The sequence below is a fragment of the Massilia rhizosphaerae genome, from assembly GCF_016093545.1.
Classification (GTDB): domain Bacteria; phylum Pseudomonadota; class Gammaproteobacteria; order Burkholderiales; family Burkholderiaceae_D; genus Telluria; species Telluria rhizosphaerae.
The window spans coordinates 180,094-195,815 of the sequence record NZ_JADKYX010000004.1 but is presented as its reverse complement, the minus strand read 5'-3'; the positions used below and the strand labels follow the sequence as shown (position 1 = coordinate 195,815).

Genomic DNA, 15,722 nt, shown 5'->3' with positions numbered 1-15,722 from the left:
CGATTACGCGGCTTGCTGTTGCTGGCCCGGTTGCTCCAGCACTTGCACGTTGTCGGTGTTGCCGTTGGCATCCGCGATCGCGATCTTGCGCGGCTTGAAGGCTTCCGGCACCTCGCGTACCAGTTCGATGGTCAGGATGCCGTTGTCGAAGCCGGCGCTGACGACCTTCACGTGGTTGGCCAGCTGGAAGCGTTGCTCGAAATCGCGCTGGGCGATGCCGCGGTGCAGGAAGGTGCGCTGCACGTCGTCCTTCTGTTTGCGGCCGGTCACGAGCAGGGTGTCGCGTTCGGAGGTGATCTCGATCTCGTTGCGGGTGAAACCGGCGAGCGCCATCACGATGCGATATTTGTCTTCGGCCACCAGTTCGATGTTGTACGGCGGGTAGCTCGGCGCGGCTTCGGCGCGTTGTTCGAGCATGTTCACCAGGCGGTCGAAGCCGATGGCGGAACGGTACAGGGGAGACAGGTCAAAAGTACGCATGATTCGATATCCTCTAAAAAGTACAAGCGATAAGTTGACGGACCTCATCGTGAGCATCCGTTGAGACCAATCTAATGGCCCCCTCGCCCCTTTTCAAGCCGTACAAAATATCTTTTTAAAGTATCGTTTTTAAATTTTATTTGGATCGCTGCCGACGGGAATGCCGGCCTGCCGCACGGTGCTACACTCGGCCGTTTGTGTTCCTTCCCAGGGTTTCAGCCATGACCGCCTTCAAGTTCGCTTCCACCGTCTCGGCCGCCGCGCTCGCGCTGGCGCTGGCCTTCCCGGCCCGTGCCGACGTGCCCGTGCCCGTCGACCAGCCGTACCCCGGCACCATCGTGCTGGACGTCGATGCGACCGATCTGTCGCAGCAGGTCTTCCGCATGCACATGACGATCCCGGTGAAGCCCGGTCCCCTCACGCTGCTGTACCCCCAATGGCTGCCGGCGAACCACGCGCCGAACGGTCCGATCACGCAGCTCGCCGGCCTGAAATTCACGGCCAACGGCAAGCCCGTCGAATGGACGCGCGATCCGATCCACCTGTTCGCGTTCCACCTGACCGTCCCGGAAGGCGCGACGACATTGGAGGCGGAATACCAGTACCTGTCGCCGCTCGACCCGGGCCAGGGCCGCATCACGATGACCGACGACATCCTCGGCGTGCAGTGGATCTCGACGACGCTGTACCCGGCCGGCTACGTCGCGCGCGGCATCAACGTGCAGGCCAACCTCAAGCTGCCCGCGAACTGGCAGTACGCCACCGCGCTGGAGACGGACAGCCGGGCCGGCGACGACGTGCACTTCAAGACGAGCGACCTGGAGACGCTGATGGACTCCCCGCTGTTCGCGGGCCGCTACGGCAAGCGCTTCGACCTCGACCCGGACGGCAAGCTGCGCGTCACCTTGAACGTCTTCGCCGACAATCCGCAAAGCCTGGAAGCGAAACCCGACCAGATCGCCCGGCACCGCGCGCTCGTGCAGCAAGCGTATAAACTGTTTGGTTCGTATCACTACGACCACTACGACTTCCTGCTCGCGCTGTCCGACGAATTCGGCGGCATCGGCCGCGAGCACCACCAGTCCAGCGAGAACGCCGTCAAGCCGGGCTATTTCACCGACTGGGCCAAGGGCGAGGCGGGCCGCGACCTGCTGCCGCACGAATTCACGCACTCGTGGAACGGCAAGTTCCGGCGCCCGGCCGGCCAGAACGTCCCCGACTTCAACACGCCGATGAACGACGAACTGCTGTGGGTGTACGAAGGCCAGACCCAGTACTGGGGCAATGTGCTGGCCGCCCGCTCCGGCCTGGTCTCGCCCGCGGGCGCGCGCGACGCGCTGGCCGCCATGGCCGCGCGCTACGACAGCGTCGCGGGCCGCGCGTGGCGCGCCTTGCAGGACACGGTCTACGACCCGATCCTGAACGCGCGCCGTCCGCTCGGCTGGCCCAACTGGCAGCGCAGCGAGGACTACTACGTCGAGGGCATGCTGATCTGGCTGGACGTCGACACGCGCATCCGCGAACTGTCGGACGACAAGCGCTCGCTGGACGATTTCGCGCGCGCCTTCTACGGCATCGACAACGGCAGCCACCTGCCCGCGTTCTACACGTTCGACGACGTCGTCGCGACCCTCAACAAGATCCAGCCGTACGACTGGGCGGCCTTCCTGCGCGCGAAGCTGGACGGCCACGGCCCGGGCGCCCCGCTGGACGGCCTGGCCCGCGCCGGCTGGAAGCTCGTCTACACGGATACGCCGACCGACTACATGAAGGGCTACGACGAGCGCCTGAAGGCGCTGGACCTGACGTATTCGCTCGGCTTCACGGTCGGGCAGGACGGCGCCGTCCGCAACGTCGTGTGGGACGGCCTGGCTTTTCGCGCCGGCCTCGCCGCCAACACGACCGTCATGGCCGTGGGCGACCGCGTCTACAAGCCGGAATTGCTGAAGACCGCGATCAGGGATGCCAAGGACGGCAAGCCGATCCGCCTGCTGGTCAGGAAGGGCAACGTGCTGCGCACCGTGTCGCTCGACTACCGCGGCGGCCTGCGCTATCCGCGCCTGGAACGCATCCCGGGCACGAAGGACCGCCTGGAGGCGATCTTCGCGGCGCTGAAGTGACGTGCGCGAGCGCGGGCGCGGCCCATGTCATCAAACTGTCATGAAAACCGCCTAACCTGAAGGTGCCGACAACAACAACAGGGGGGCAACATGAAGTGGATAAATGAACTGCGCGCCGCACGGCTGCGGCGCACCTCGCCCTGGCGGGCGGCGCTGGCGGACCTGCCGGCGGGACTGGAGATTTACTGGCGCACGAGCGCGCCGCGCGAATACAAGGGCATCCGGACGGATGCCTTTTTTTTCGCCCGCGCGGCCGAAGGACTGTTGCGGTTCTTCGACGCCGTGCGCCACGGCGGCCGGCCCTGCGCCCTGCCGTCGGAAGCGGCCGATTCGGTCTGGCATGCGTGGCTGCGCTGGAGCCCGACGTCGCTCGACCGCTACTGCCGGCGCCACTTCGGCATCGCCGTGCCGCACGTCGAGCGGGCCGCGCTCGCGCCCGACGCCCTGCTGCACACGTTCGCGGCCTGCTGCGCGCGCGACGGCTTCGATCCGGGCCGCACGCGCGTGCCCGGGCTGTTCGGCCTGGACTCCGCGTTGCGCATGCCCGGCGGGCACGGCTACTGGAACCGCGCGGGCGAAATCCGCTATGCGCGCCTGAACGAGCAGGGCCGCGGCATGTGGCGCGCGCTGCCGCATCCGGAACTGGCGCTGGCGCGCCTCGTCGCCGAGGGTCTCGTCGAGCACCGCTTCCTCATCGTGCATGAGCGCCGGCGCGCGGCGGCGACGGATGGCAGCTCCTGCGGCGGCATCGGCGGCCTGGCGTTCGCGGACGCCTGCAGCGATGGCGGCGATGGCGGTGGAAGCGGCGACGGCGGCTGCGATGGCGGCGGCAGCAGTTGCGGTAGCGGCAGCAGTTGCGGCAGCTCCTGCGGCGGCGGCGACTGAGCGCGCGTCAGCCGATGATGTCCGCCAGCTCGGCGGCCACCTGGCGCCCCAGCAGGTGGATGTGCCAGCCGTCGACGAAGCCGTGGTGGGCCTGCACGGAAAACGGCAGCTGCAGGCCGTCGGGGCCGTCGCGGAAGCGGCCCCACGCCAGCGACGGGATGTCCGGCGTGGCCAGGGATGCCATCGGATGCTGGATCGACGTGAAGGCCAGCCACGGCATGCATGTGACGAACACCTGCTCCTTCGCGGCGCGCGACGACGGCGAGCGGTAGCGGATGTTCAGCTCAGTCATGTTCGACGCCGCATCCCGCGCCGCCAGGCCGCGCGCGACGAATTCGCGCACGTCGTCGGACCAGTCGAACGTGGCGAAATTCAGGTCGCCGTGCTGGTTCATCACCGTGAACGACGGCGCGAGGCGGTCGATGCGGACGACCTCTCCGTCCACGACGCGGTAGCGGAAGTTCTCGACCTTGAGCACGGCCCGCAGCACGGCGCACAGCATCACGTGGAAAGGCGCCAGTTCCTGGGCCTTGCACCAGGGCCGGAAATCCGGCACGTCGAGCGTGAAGCACAAGTTGACCGCGGGGCTTTCCATGCGCTCGAACAGGTCGAAGCGGTCGCGCCGCCGTTCGAAGTCATGCATGCTTCGTCTCCGCTGCGAGGTAGCGCGCACTCCACGCCGAGATGACGCCGGCCACGTACGCCGCGTCCTCGCGCCGCGTGATCAGGTGGTCCATGCCGTCCAGCGAGATGAAGCTTTTCGGATGCTGCGCCAGTTCGAAGATACGGGTGGCGTTGTCCATGGCGACGGTGTCGTCCTGCGGCGCCTGCATCACGAGCAGCGCGCGTCCGAGCGTGGCGATGCTGTCGTGCAGGCGATGCTTGCCGGCGTCCTCGACGAAGTGCCGGCGGATGTTGAAATCGCGCCCCGCCAGGTTCACGCGCGCCTCGCCCTCTTGGGCGATCGTGTCGAGATGCTCGGACAGCAGCTTGTTGACGACGTAGTGCGGCTCGCTGGGCGCGGCGATCGTCACGACGGCCCGCGCTTCCGGCACGCGATGCGCCGCCGCCAGCACGGCCGCGCCGCCCAGGCTGTGGCCGATCAGGAGTTGCGGCGCCGCGAATCTGGCGCGCAGGTAGTCGGCGGCCGTGACGAGGTCCTCGACGTTGGACGAAAAATTGGTGTCGGCGAAATCGCCGTGGCTGGCCCCGAGGCCGGCGAAGTCGAAGCGCAGCACGGCCACGCCGAGGTTTGCGAGGCCGCGCGCGATGTACGTGGCGGCCAGCACGTCCTTGCTGCACGTGAAGCAGTGGGCAAAGATGCCGTAGGCGCGCGGGGTGCCGGCGGGGGCGTCCAGCTTGGCGGAGAGTTTGCCGTGCGGGCCGGGGAAGTCGATACGTTCGGTGTGCATGGTGTGGATTGCGGTGGCTGACAGGCGCATTGTGGAACAAGCCGCGCATCTTTGCCAGGAACGGTGGGAATGCGTGAGCTTTCGGCGGCACGAAGTTGCTATGCTGGGGGCCCTCGATTCAAGGAGAAACGCATGCGCCTCATCATTGCCCTGGTCCTGCCGTGGCTGACCTTTTTCACCATCGGCCGTCCGTTCGCGGGCATCATCTGCCTGATCCTGCAGCTCACCCTGATCGGCTGGCTGCCCGCCGCGATCTGGGCCGTGTATTCGCTCAGCCAGTACAAAACCGACCAGAAGATCGAGCGCGCGCTGCGGCAGCGGGCCTGAGTCGATCATGCGCCGCTCGACGTTTTTATTCGTCGCCCTCGTTGCCGTCTGCCTGGGACTTGCAGGTTGCGCGTCGGTGGAACACGCGATGAAGTGCTTTCCTGGAATGGACAGCTGGCCGCTGTGCGGCTTGTAATCAATGAAGAATGCGCTCGGCCTTTTGCTGTGGCTCGCCGGGCACGTCGTCAACGTCCTGACGGTGTTCGGGGCCGTCGTCTATCTGTTCGGCGTCGTCGTCTGGATGCACGCCCCGCTCCTGGGCGCGCTGGGCATGACCGCCGCGATGGCCGTGCTGCCGCTGACGCTGGCCTGGGCGTGCCGGACGGTCGGGAAACGCCTGCGGGGAACGCTCCCCGCAGCCGCGCCCTCGCCCTCGCCCTCGCCCTCGCCCGCGCGACGGTGGCTGCTCGCCGGCGCCGGCATCGTCTTCGTCGTCGCCTGCGCGTCGCTCGTGCGCAGCGGACTCAAAGAATACCAATGCAGCGTCGACCGGTCCCGCAACTGGGCGACGCACGCGGCCGAAACGCGCAGGAACGGCTTCGAGCGCGTCTGCGAAGGCGATCTGGCGCGGTTCGACATCGCGTTCGAGTCGCTCGCATCCAGCGTGCGCAAACTGGCGTTCACGCCTGTCGACCTGGCGCACACGCCGTTCGCGCAATTCGAGAGCCTGGGCGGCCAGGCCGAATTCGAGGTCGGCGTGCCGTCGATCCTGTACCGCGGCTTCCGCATGCCGGACGGGCACCAAGTCACGCTGTACGAACACGACATGTCGGCCGACGGCAGCCGGAGCTCGCGCGCGCCCGAGGACGAACCGGAGCGCATCAACGGCTTGCCGGCCAGGCTGGTCGTGCTGGAAGCCGCGCCGGGAACGGCGGTCTCGCTGCTGTCGTGGTTCGACGGCCGGCGCGAGTACCAGCTCTGGATCGATGCCAACGTCGCGCGCGTTCCGCTGCTGCGCGACCGCTTGTTCGCGCTGGCCGCGTCGCTGCCGCATGCCGTGCCGGCCTGTCCCAACGAGCCGCCTGCTCATGGACCGGTCACGAAAAACTGTTCGGCCGATGTGAAATTTAGTGAAAAAGTTTCGCCCTGGCATCGCTAAAATGAATTTTTCTTCTTTTTTTACCCGAGCGACATGATCGAATTCCAGCAGCTCACCAAATCCTATGGTGGCTTCGACGCGGTGAAGGACCTGACCATGCAAGTCGGGCGTGGCGAGGTGTTCGGTTTCCTGGGGCCGAACGGCGCGGGCAAGACCACCACCATCCGCATGATGATGGGCATCCTGGTGCCGTCGTCCGGACGGGTGCTGATCCACGGTCACGACTGCCACCTCGACGCAACCGAGGTCAAACGGCATGTCGGCTACCTGCCCGACGCGCCGATCTTCTACGACTTCCTGCGCGGGCGCGAGATCCTGCAATTCGTCGCCGAGATGCACGGCTTTTCCAAGGCCGACGCCCGCACGCGCGCCGCGCGCATGCTGGATGAATTCGACCTGGACGAGGCGGCCGAGGAATTCGCCGTCAACTACTCGCTGGGAATGAAGAAGAAGCTGGGCCTGGCCTGTGCCCTCATCCACGAACCGTCGGTGCTGATCCTGGACGAGCCGATCAACGGCCTCGATCCACGCGCCACGCGCGACGTCAACGAACGTCTGCTGGCCGAGGCCGCGCGCGGCACCACCATCTTCGTGTCCACCCACCTGCTCGACATGGCGGAAAAACTGTGCGACCGGGTCGGCATCATCCACCGCGGCGCGCTGGCGGCGACCGGCAGCGTCGACGAGGTGCGCGCGGCCGCCGCCAGCACCGGCTCGCTCGAGGACGTGTTCCTCAAGATGACCGACGAAGCCGCCGGGACGGAACGATGAGCCCCGTCGGCACCTGGCGCGCGATCTGGCTGCTGTCGCGCCTGCGCCTGCAGCGCCTGGCCAACCTGATGCTCACCCTGCGCTTCCGGCGCAAGACGGACACGCCCGTGCGTGCCGCCACGCCGGCCAAGCGCAGCGCCGGCGCCGTTCTCTCCATCCTGATGCTGGCGCTGATGTCGTTCTCGTTCGTGAACATCGGCCGCCAGTCGGTCCTCACCCTGGAGTGCCAGCTGGCGCCCGGCCACGTCTGCGCCACGGCCACGCCGGGCCGCGATACCGACGGCAACGCGCTCGCGGTGCGCGCGCTGGAACGCGACGGCTACAGCGCACCGGTGGCGCGCGCGCTCGCGCTGCAGCTGGCGCTGCTGTTCGTGATCAGTTTCGTGATGCCGCTCGGCAGCAAGGAACTGGCCAGCGCCGACTGGGACCTGGAATGGCTGGTCACGCTGCCGGTGCGGCGCCGCACGCTGCTCGCGGCGCGCATCGCCGAGCGCAGCGTCGCCAACCCGACCGGCCTGATGGCCATCATGGCGCCGTCCGTGATGATCGCCTGGTACGCGGGCTGCCGCTGGAGCGCGCCGCTGGTCGCGCTGGGCGTGGCGCTGCTGCTGCTGCCGATCGCCGCGGTGCTGCGCACCATCGCCGACACCGGCCTGCGCATGAACCTGCCGCCTTCGCAGCTGCGCAACCTGCAGGCGATCTGCGGCGTGCTGTGCCTGCCGCTGCTCTATCTCGCCATGGGCTTCGGCATGCCGACGGGCGGCGACCTCCTGGAACCGCTGGCGGCCGGGGCGCCGGGCTGGCTCTTCTGGACGCCGCCCGGACTGGTCGTCTCGGCCATCACGGCCGCCGGTCCGGTCCCGGCGGCGCAGGCGCTCGGCCTGCTGCTGGCCGAGCTGGCGGCGGGCGTCGCGCTCGGACTCGCGATCCTGGGCCGCCAGCTGCGCTTTGGCGTGGTCGGCGACGGCGTGCGCGAGAGCACGCGCAAAAGCCGGCAAACCGCCCCGGCTGCCGCGTCCGCGGCCGTGCGCACGCCCGCGTGGCACGCGCTGCTGCCGCGCTCCCCGGTCCAGCGGCGCGAATTGCGCCTGCTCGGCCGCGACCGCAACTTCCTCGTCCAGAGCCTCCTGATGCCGATCATGATCGCCGGCAGCCAGATGATGATCAACGGCAGCCTGCGCTCGCTGTCCACGACCGGCGTCAGCGCCGTCGCGCTGGGCCTGATCGCGTTCGGCGTCAGTGCCTACATGCTGATGCTGTCGGCCTTCCAGACCATCAACAACGAAGGCCAGGCGCTGTGGCTGCTGTACACGTTCCCGACGACGCTCGAGCAGGTCCTGAAGGAAAAGGCGAAGCTGTGGGCCGTGCTGGCCCTCGTCTATCCGCTGGTCCTGTTCGGCATCGGCCTGGGCATGGCCCGCCACCTGGACTGGCAGATGGCGGGCATGGCTGCCCTGGTCCTGGCCGGCGTCCCGCTGTATTCGACGATCGCGGTGGCGCTCGGCGTGTTTGCCAGCGACCCGCTGGCGCAGGACGCGCGGGTCCGGATCCGTCCCAACTACATCTACCTGTACATGCTGCTGGCCAGCCTGTACGCCTACGCCATCTACACGCGCGTCTGGTGGCAGGCGCTCGTGCTGCTCGTGCTGACCGCCGGCCTGGCCCAGGCCTTCTGGCAAAAGGCGCGCGACGCCCTGCCCTACCTGCTCGACCCGGCCGCCGCGCCGCCCGCGCGCGTATCGATCGCGGACGGCATGATCGCCGTGATGCTGTTCTTCGTGCTGCAGGCCATCGGCGTCTTTTTCATGCTGTACGTGCTGAAAATGGATGCCCGGACCGCCATGCTGATCGCGTTCGCGCTGGCCGGCGCCATCGTGTACCTGCTGGCGCGCCTGGTCTACTGGCGTACCAAGACGGCCGGCGTCCCGGCGCTGCGCGGCGGCCCGGCCGGGGCCACGCTCGGCCTCGGGCTCGGCGTCGGCCTGGTCGCCGCCGCGTTCGGCCTGGGCTACCTGGTGATCCTGCACCGGACGCCCTGGTGGCCGCACGTCGTGCCCGCCGCCGCCGGTCCGCACGTCCACGCAATCTGGCTGCTGGCGCTGACCGTGGTCGCGGCGCCGCTGTGCGAGGAATTCATCTTCCGCGGCCTGCTGTTCGGCGGCCTGCGCCGCTCGATGGCCTTCCTGCCGGCGGCCGCGCTGTCCGCCGGACTGTTCGCAATCGTCCACCCGCCGTTGTCGATGGTGCCCGTGTTCGTGGTGGGGCTGTGCACGGCGTTCGCCTACGAGCGCGGCAAGGGCCTGCTGGCGCCGATGCTGGTGCATGCGGTCTACAACGCGGCCGTCGTGGGCTTTCAGTTGCTGATGTGAGGCGTCATCCGAACAGCCCGTGGCTGGGCGTTCCCGGTACACCAGTGTGAATCGCCACCGCTCTTCTAGACACTCGACAGCGGCTGTCAGTATGTCAAGCCGTACTAACGACAGCGGCGCCGGCTCGGTACGGTTTCGGTGCGGGCAGATCGCCCTGCAATTGCTCCGCATGAACCAGGACCGGCGCGACGAAAATGAGTTTGCGCTGCTGATTGCCTGCTCCGAAAGGCTGCATACGAAAATGCCCGCGGCGCCAGTGCGGCGCCACGCCAGCTCCCGCTACACCCTCTGAAACGTCCGGCGGTAATGACTCGGGGCCGACAAGGATGCCGTTATAGAGTGAGGCCGATCTCTGCAACAGCTTGGCGCGCTTCCGTTCCCCCAGGCCGGCAGCGCGGCGTAGCGCCTCGTCGTATTCGCAATGCGGCGTCACGCGTGCCTGCTTCAAAGCCATGTAGAGAAACACACGTACCACGTAGCTGACCGCGGCGTGCATCGACCGATGGATTTCACTCTCGTCCGCCGCCTGGACGTTGCAGAGGATCTCAGCCAACCATTCGCCGACCGTGGTGTCCCCGCGATCCGTTTCGCCGAGCAGCGAGACATGGCCACCATGGCTGTCCTGACGCTTGCTGATGAAGACGAGCTCCAGCGTCCAGCACTTCTCCTCTGGGGCACCAGATGAGGCATGCCGGGTCAGGAAACAGAAAACCCCGTCGAAGCAGTGATCGGGAGATTGCGGGTCCGGCACTTTCAGATACCGTGTGGCCACTTCTCCGAATCGCAAGTACTGAGCCCGGTAGGGCGGCGCGACCATGCTCATCGGAAGACTGAGATCGACATCCGAATTCGCCAGCAGCGTTTCCAGCGCCGCCGTGGCCTCGATCACGGTCCCATCACTCAAATGGTATTTGAGGTTCGTGCTGACCTCGAACGCAAGCCGCTGACGATCCCCATCGCTTATCTGCCCAGCTACTGAAAATGAGGGGAAAGCGCATTCCAGTTGCCGGAGGATTTCCTGCCTGATCTGCCAGCACAGCGTGCCGGGAGCCTGCCAGATGGACCACAGCCCGGTGTTCCCGAGCGCATTCGCCCAAGCGTCGAGCGCGCCCTGTGCCCGGAACTGTATGGGATAGGGCCGGCCAAAGAAACGCGTCACGTGACTGCGAACCAACGCCGGTCTGATGTTGACGAACCCATCCATCCGTGCGGGTTGTTGGGCAACCATGCTTGCGGCACATGCTTGTCCGTACCGCTTCAGGTCTTTCGGCATTGCCGGTCTCCCTCAGGAAAAATGTCAGGAAGACTTTAGGTATGGCGCAGGGAAACGTATTGATACTGATTAAGTTCCTTTTGGCAGCCTCCGGGTAACGTGTTCGCTGAACATTTTTCACTTCGGCCAAGGCCACGGGCAACGGGAGGCAAGCAATGGGCGAAAGCCAGGAAATCGCGGCGGGTGCCGCGTGGTCGGCGTTCAGCGGTGCATCCCAGCACAACCGGCTCATGCGGCTCGATTTTCCGTTGAAGGATGGGCCGCCCGCGATCCTGCTGCCGAACAAGCTGGTCGCTCATGAGGAAGTTTCGCGGAGTTTCCGCTTCGATGTCGAAGTGCTGTCGGACGACGCACGCATCCCGCTGAAAATGCTGATGGGCCGGCTGGTGACGATCTCCCTGGTCCGGGAAGACGGGTCGCTGCGCTACTTCAACGGCTACATCACCGAATTCCGCTTCCTGCGCAGCGATGGCGGCTTCGCCTTTTACCAGATGGTGCTCGAGCCCTGGCTCGCATTCGCACGCCTGCGCAAAAACTGCGTCTCGTTCCACAACAAGAACGTGCGGGAGATCACCGAGGAAACCCTGCGGCACTACCGTCAGGCCGACTGGCAGCTGTACCCGATCGACGAGTCGAAGCTGACCGTCGCCAACCAGTACAACGAGACCGACTACAACCACCTGCACCGGCGCTGGGAAGCGCTCGGCCTGTACTACTGGTACGAGCACAGGTTCGATGGCCACCAGCTCATGATTTCGGATAACAGCTTCCTGGCCGCGCCCATCGACGAGGAAATGTACGTGATCTCGTTCCATGACACGGGCGGCTCGCGCGAGGACGACGGCATTCACGAGTGGACGGCAACGCGGCGCCTGGGTTCAGGCCGGACCACGCTGGCGACTTTCGACTACAAGAATCCAGGGGCGCAACGCGCCGAAGCCGATTCGGTTAACGAACAAGGCGATATTTTCCCTTACGAGGTCTATGAGGACACCGGCTCCTATGGCTTTCGCTTGCGCGCCGACGGCGAACGGCTGGCGGCCCGGCGCATGGAGGAAGCGGACAAGGACACGCAGTATTTCGAGGCGAAGGGCAACGAACGCTTCGTGCTGCCCGGCCGCAGGTTCAAGCTCGGCGGCCACTTCAGCGCCGAGCCGCGCTCGCGTGAATACGACCCCGAACCGCGCCAGAGTATCGAAGATCGTTACTACCTGATCCTGTCCGCCGACCACGAGGTTTCGAACAATTACCAGGCTGGCCCTGGCGCACCCTCGCGCTACGAGAATCGCTTCACGTGCATCCGCCAGGACATCCGCTGGCGTCCCGGCCGCAACTACAACAGCGAACCGGCTACCTACACGGGTCTGCACACGGCCACCGTCGTCGGCCCGGCCGGCGCCGACATCCACACGGACGGCTACGGGCGCGTCAAGCTGCAGTCCCACTGGGACCGGCTGGGGGACTACAACGAACATAGCTCGCCGTGGATTCGGGTGATGACGCCGGCGGCCGGCGACCAGTTCGGACAGATCCGGCTACCCCGCGTTGGTGAGGAGGTGGCCGTTGTGTACGCGAATGGAAATATCGACCATCCACTCATCCTTGGTGCGCTCTACAACCAAACGCATATGCCGCCGTGGTCCTTGCCAGAGCAGAAGACGCTCGCTGGCTTGCGCAGCCGGGAGCTGGGCGGCGGGGCGCGCGGCAACCATCTCGTGCTGGATGACACGCCAGATAAAATCCAGGCACAGCTGAAAAGCGATCACCAGTGCAGTCAACTGTCGCTCGGCCACATCACACGCATCGAGGACAATGCGGGCCGCAAGGACGCTCGCGGGGAAGGCTGGGAACTGCGCACGGATGGGCACGGCGTGGCACGCGCTGCCAAGGGCCTGTTGATCACGACCGAGGCGCGGCAGGCAGCGCGCGGGCCGATCAAGGACATGGGCGAAACGGCAAGCCGGCTGGATGCCGCGCACAAGCTGCACGATGACCAGGCGACAGCCGCACTGCAAGGTTTGGCGCAGGAAAGCGGACAGCAGCACGACGTGGCCGATTCGCTGAAAGCACAAAACGACGCCGTACGCGGCAGCGGTGAAAAATTTCCCGAGCTTTCCGAACCCCATCTCGTCCTGGCGAGCCCGGCGGGCATCGAAACGACCTCGGCACAATCGACCCATATCGCCAGCGCCGAGCACACGGCGCTGACGGCTGGACGCAGCATCTCGATCGCAACAGGCGACAGCCTGTTCGCCAGCATCAAGCAAACGTTCCGCCTGTTCGTCCACAAGGCGGGCATGAAGCTGATTGCGGCGGCCGGCAAGATCACGGTGCAGGCGCATGACGACGACATCCAGCTCATCGCCAACAAGGTCCTGTCCCTGATCAGCCAAACCGACTGGATCGACCTGAAGGGGAAAAAAGGCGTGCGGCTGCACGGCCCCGAATGCATGGTCGAGATCACCGACCGGATGCAGGTCTTCGCACCCAAGCCGGCACTATTCCACGGCAACCTCGAAACCCTCGCGCCCCAGAATCGGCCGCAACCGTCGACGGAGCACAAGGTCACCATTGCGGAGCCGAAGACGCCGGACGATCCGAAGCAGCTGCTCTTCTTGCTGCAAACCCACCCCGAGAACGGACGCCCGTTTGCAAACGTGCCTTACACCCTCTACAAGAACGGCAGCCAGGTCGACGAAGGCATCACCGACGACCTCGGACGTATCGCCATCGAGCATACGCGCGGGACACCGGGCTACACGGTGGAGCTGGGGAACGGCGAAAAATTCGATCTCAAGGCTTGGGAGAAGTTCGATCCCAAGGACAAAGCCTTGCACAACGAGCAGGTGTTGTCGAACCAGGGCGCGCGCGCCTTCGATGATTCGACAGACGGCCGCATTCACTCCTGAAACGGCAACGAATAGAACGGGGAACCTCATGAGCTCCGAAAACTATCTGCGCACCGAAACGGTTCACATCGATGAAGTCAGCTGCGCAGCCACAAGCACGATCCAGTGGTTTGCGGAAAACAAGAACAAGAAGGGAAACGCCACTCATCCCATTACGCACAATAACAAGCTCAGCCTTCATTTCTGCGGCAAAGAGGGCTTCGCCGCCATCGCCAAGGACATCCAGGAAGCGAAAGGCAGCATCGACCTGGTGTGCTGGGGCTTCGACCCTGGAATGGAACTGGTGCGAAATGGATACAACTGGCCACGGGCCGAAACGTATGGCGATCTCTTGATTGCAGCGGGACGACGGGGCGTGCAGGTGCGGCTATTGGTCTGGTACAGCTATTCCGGCGGCAAGAAGCAGAAGCATATGCCGGGGCATACCCATGGGACGAGTCCTTGGCGCATCCTGGACAGTGATGTGGAAGTCCAGCAAATCGATTCCAAGCGCAGCGTGCAACTGATACACGAGCATGCCCGGGATAATCGCCACAAAAAGGAATGGAACCTTTCAGGTGACAAGCTCGCGGCCATGGCCAGGGAGGAGTATTGCTGCAGCTGGTACAAAGCGGCATTTGCGGGACGCCTGCAGGGCATCGCCATTCGCACGCGTGACGGCGATTCCAGCAGCATCGCAGCGTCGCTCGGCCACGAGACGAGAAAGCCCGATGCCATCGAGTACGGGTTGGAGGTAGGTGCCGGGACCCATCATCAAAAGCCAGTCCTGATCGACTTCGCCCATGACGACGGCTCGAAGGCAGTCGCTTACGTCATGGGCCTGAACTCCGTGACCGACTACTGGGACACCCCCGAACATGGCGTCGAGAATCCGTTGCGAGAACAAGGCGCCGCCAAGACGAAACAGGAGCATGCACAGGGCGTCGATGGCTTTTTCGACTTCGAAACCCTGAAGCCCTACCGCGACTACGCCTGCCGTATCGAAGGCGGCCGGGCACTGATACCGATCCATGAGAATTTCGAGCGGGCGTGGGCGCGCGCGGGTGGCGATACGAAGGCCAGCCAATATATCTGCGACAAGCCGCCGTCCGCGTTGCTGCGCAAAGCCGCAAGCGGCGACTCGACGGTACAGATCGTGAGGACCCAGCCCGAGGAAAAGGACTTCACGGTCAAGGACATCTACTTCAATGCGACCCGCGTGGCCGCCGGGGGTACGGGCTACCTGTACCTGGAAAACCAGTATTTCCAGTACCAGGACTGGGCCGAGCACTTGCTGGCGATCCGGAAAAACGTGATCGCAGGGTGGAAGCGCAACTGCGCGAAGATCGGCAAGGGCATCGAGGACTTGCCGATCATGCACGTCTTCGTCGTCATTCCCGCACCTGAAATGGCGCAGATGGTTCCCCGCACCTACGACACTCTGGCGACGCTGGGCCAGCAGAATGGCATGACCGGCCAGGTCAAGATGATCGAGGAAGCGAATGAAAAGGAAAGGGCCAGGGCTCAGGGAACAGCGTCAAAACAGTCGTTCTTAAGAAACGTTGCTGACAGAGTGGCAAGCGTGCCGCAAGCATTAACAGATGTGATTCCGGCTGCAAACGCGATCAACAAACCTTCCGAACCGATCCTCAAGGACACATTCGGCTTGCGCGTATGCGTCGCCGTGCTCAACGCCTGCGAATTCAACCAGGCGCTGCGGCAGTGGCGTTACCGCGAAATCTATATCCATTCAAAGCTGCTGCTGGTTGACGATGGCTTTTTCACGCTCGGCAGCGCGAACCTGAACCAGCGCAGCATGGCGGTGGATAGCGAGATCAACGTCGCCACGAACGATCCGCGTCATGCGACTGCTCTGCGGAAGAGAATCTGGTCGCAGCTCACCGGAGGGAAATATGACGGCGGAAATGCTACACCACAGGAAATCGAACAAACCTTTAAACATTGGGTAGCGCTCATGAAAATAAACAAGGCAAGGCAGAAGTCGCAGTCGACCGACCCGGCAAAGAAACAGATGGAAGGTTTCATCGCCCCGCTGGACGATGGCCGAAGCTCGACCATCCGCTACGGTTGAACCATG

The 15,722-nt window shown here is 65.1% G+C and carries 12 protein-coding genes; 8 read left to right on the top strand and 4 right to left on the bottom strand.

Features of this window, described 5'->3' with window-relative positions; genetic code table 11:
* Positions 1-3: 3 nt before the first annotated feature.
* Positions 4-480 (bottom strand): Hsp20 family protein, encoded by a 477-nt coding sequence (locus ISF28_RS08645; RefSeq protein ID WP_198116758.1) that lies wholly within the window; start codon positions 478-480, stop codon positions 4-6.
* Between the two features lie 221 nt (positions 481-701).
* Here ISF28_RS08645 and ISF28_RS08640 point away from each other — a divergent pair, with 221 nt between their 5' ends.
* Positions 702-2,600, top strand: coding sequence for a M61 family metallopeptidase (locus ISF28_RS08640; protein ID WP_198116757.1), 1,899 nt, complete (start codon positions 702-704; stop codon positions 2,598-2,600).
* A 90-nt stretch (positions 2,601-2,690) separates the two neighbouring features.
* Positions 2,691-3,485 (top strand): UCP032817 domain-containing protein, encoded by a 795-nt coding sequence (locus ISF28_RS08635; protein ID WP_198116756.1) that lies wholly within the window; start codon positions 2,691-2,693, stop codon positions 3,483-3,485.
* A gap of 7 nt (positions 3,486-3,492) precedes the next feature.
* Here ISF28_RS08635 and ISF28_RS08630 read toward each other — a convergent pair whose 3' ends face one another.
* Both ISF28_RS08630 and ISF28_RS08625 read right to left on the bottom strand, forming a co-directional pair.
* Positions 3,493-4,128: a CatA-like O-acetyltransferase gene (locus tag ISF28_RS08630; RefSeq protein ID WP_198116755.1), complete on the bottom strand. Its 636-nt coding sequence runs from the start codon at positions 4,126-4,128 to the stop codon at positions 3,493-3,495.
* On the bottom strand, positions 4,121-4,897 hold the full coding sequence (locus ISF28_RS08625) for an alpha/beta hydrolase family protein (protein WP_198116754.1): 777 nt from the start codon (positions 4,895-4,897) through the stop codon (positions 4,121-4,123). The genes ISF28_RS08630 and ISF28_RS08625 overlap by 8 nt, the downstream gene beginning before the upstream one ends.
* 132 nt (positions 4,898-5,029) lie before the next feature.
* Here ISF28_RS08625 and ISF28_RS08620 point away from each other — a divergent pair, with 132 nt between their 5' ends.
* From ISF28_RS08620 to ISF28_RS08605, 4 genes are all read left to right on the top strand, one after another.
* The gene (locus ISF28_RS08620) at positions 5,030-5,224 is read left to right on the top strand and encodes a YqaE/Pmp3 family membrane protein (RefSeq protein WP_198116753.1); all 195 of its coding nucleotides are present in this window, start codon (positions 5,030-5,032) and stop codon (positions 5,222-5,224) included.
* Between the two features lie 139 nt (positions 5,225-5,363).
* Entirely contained in the window at positions 5,364-6,323 is a 960-nt protein-coding gene (locus tag ISF28_RS08615) for a hypothetical protein (RefSeq protein ID WP_198116752.1), read from the top strand.
* A 33-nt stretch (positions 6,324-6,356) separates the two neighbouring features.
* A complete protein-coding gene (locus tag ISF28_RS08610) occupies positions 6,357-7,094 on the top strand; it encodes an ABC transporter ATP-binding protein (protein WP_198116751.1) in 738 nt (245 codons plus the stop codon).
* Positions 7,091-9,463, top strand: a complete 2,373-nt coding sequence (locus ISF28_RS08605) for a CPBP family intramembrane glutamic endopeptidase (RefSeq protein WP_198116750.1) — start codon at positions 7,091-7,093, stop codon at positions 9,461-9,463. Before ISF28_RS08610 ends, ISF28_RS08605 begins: the two co-directional genes overlap by 4 nt.
* 94 nt (positions 9,464-9,557) lie before the next feature.
* Here ISF28_RS08605 and ISF28_RS08600 read toward each other — a convergent pair whose 3' ends face one another.
* The gene (locus ISF28_RS08600; RefSeq protein ID WP_198116749.1) at positions 9,558-10,736 is read right to left on the bottom strand and encodes an AcrVA2 family anti-CRISPR protein; all 1,179 of its coding nucleotides are present in this window, start codon (positions 10,734-10,736) and stop codon (positions 9,558-9,560) included.
* A 155-nt stretch (positions 10,737-10,891) separates the two neighbouring features.
* On the opposite strand from ISF28_RS08600, the gene ISF28_RS08595 reads away from it, so the two are divergent.
* Together ISF28_RS08595 and ISF28_RS08590 are read left to right on the top strand one after the other, a co-directional pair.
* Positions 10,892-13,645 (top strand): type VI secretion system Vgr family protein, encoded by a 2,754-nt coding sequence (locus tag ISF28_RS08595; protein ID WP_198116748.1) that lies wholly within the window; start codon positions 10,892-10,894, stop codon positions 13,643-13,645.
* Between the two features lie 28 nt (positions 13,646-13,673).
* Positions 13,674-15,716, top strand: coding sequence for a phospholipase D-like domain-containing protein (locus ISF28_RS08590; RefSeq protein WP_198116747.1), 2,043 nt, complete (start codon positions 13,674-13,676; stop codon positions 15,714-15,716).
* Positions 15,717-15,722: the final 6 nt, after the last annotated feature.

Coding starts and splice junctions, on each gene's coding strand:
- ISF28_RS08610 (WP_198116751.1), top strand. CDS start 6,357: ATGATCGAATTCCAGCAGCTCACCAAATCCTATGGTGGCTTCGACGCG.
- ISF28_RS08595 (WP_198116748.1), top strand. CDS start 10,892: ATGGGCGAAAGCCAGGAAATCGCGGCGGGTGCCGCGTGGTCGGCGTTC.
- ISF28_RS08620 (WP_198116753.1), top strand. CDS start 5,030: ATGCGCCTCATCATTGCCCTGGTCCTGCCGTGGCTGACCTTTTTCACC.
- ISF28_RS08605 (WP_198116750.1), top strand. CDS start 7,091: ATGAGCCCCGTCGGCACCTGGCGCGCGATCTGGCTGCTGTCGCGCCTG.
- ISF28_RS08625 (WP_198116754.1), bottom strand. CDS start 4,897: ATGCACACCGAACGTATCGACTTCCCCGGCCCGCACGGCAAACTCTCC.
- ISF28_RS08590 (WP_198116747.1), top strand. CDS start 13,674: ATGAGCTCCGAAAACTATCTGCGCACCGAAACGGTTCACATCGATGAA.
- ISF28_RS08640 (WP_198116757.1), top strand. CDS start 702: ATGACCGCCTTCAAGTTCGCTTCCACCGTCTCGGCCGCCGCGCTCGCG.
- ISF28_RS08645 (WP_198116758.1), bottom strand. CDS start 480: ATGCGTACTTTTGACCTGTCTCCCCTGTACCGTTCCGCCATCGGCTTC.
- ISF28_RS08635 (WP_198116756.1), top strand. CDS start 2,691: ATGAAGTGGATAAATGAACTGCGCGCCGCACGGCTGCGGCGCACCTCG.
- ISF28_RS08615 (WP_198116752.1), top strand. CDS start 5,364: ATGAAGAATGCGCTCGGCCTTTTGCTGTGGCTCGCCGGGCACGTCGTC.
- ISF28_RS08630 (WP_198116755.1), bottom strand. CDS start 4,128: ATGCATGACTTCGAACGGCGGCGCGACCGCTTCGACCTGTTCGAGCGC.
- ISF28_RS08600 (WP_198116749.1), bottom strand. CDS start 10,736: ATGCCGAAAGACCTGAAGCGGTACGGACAAGCATGTGCCGCAAGCATG.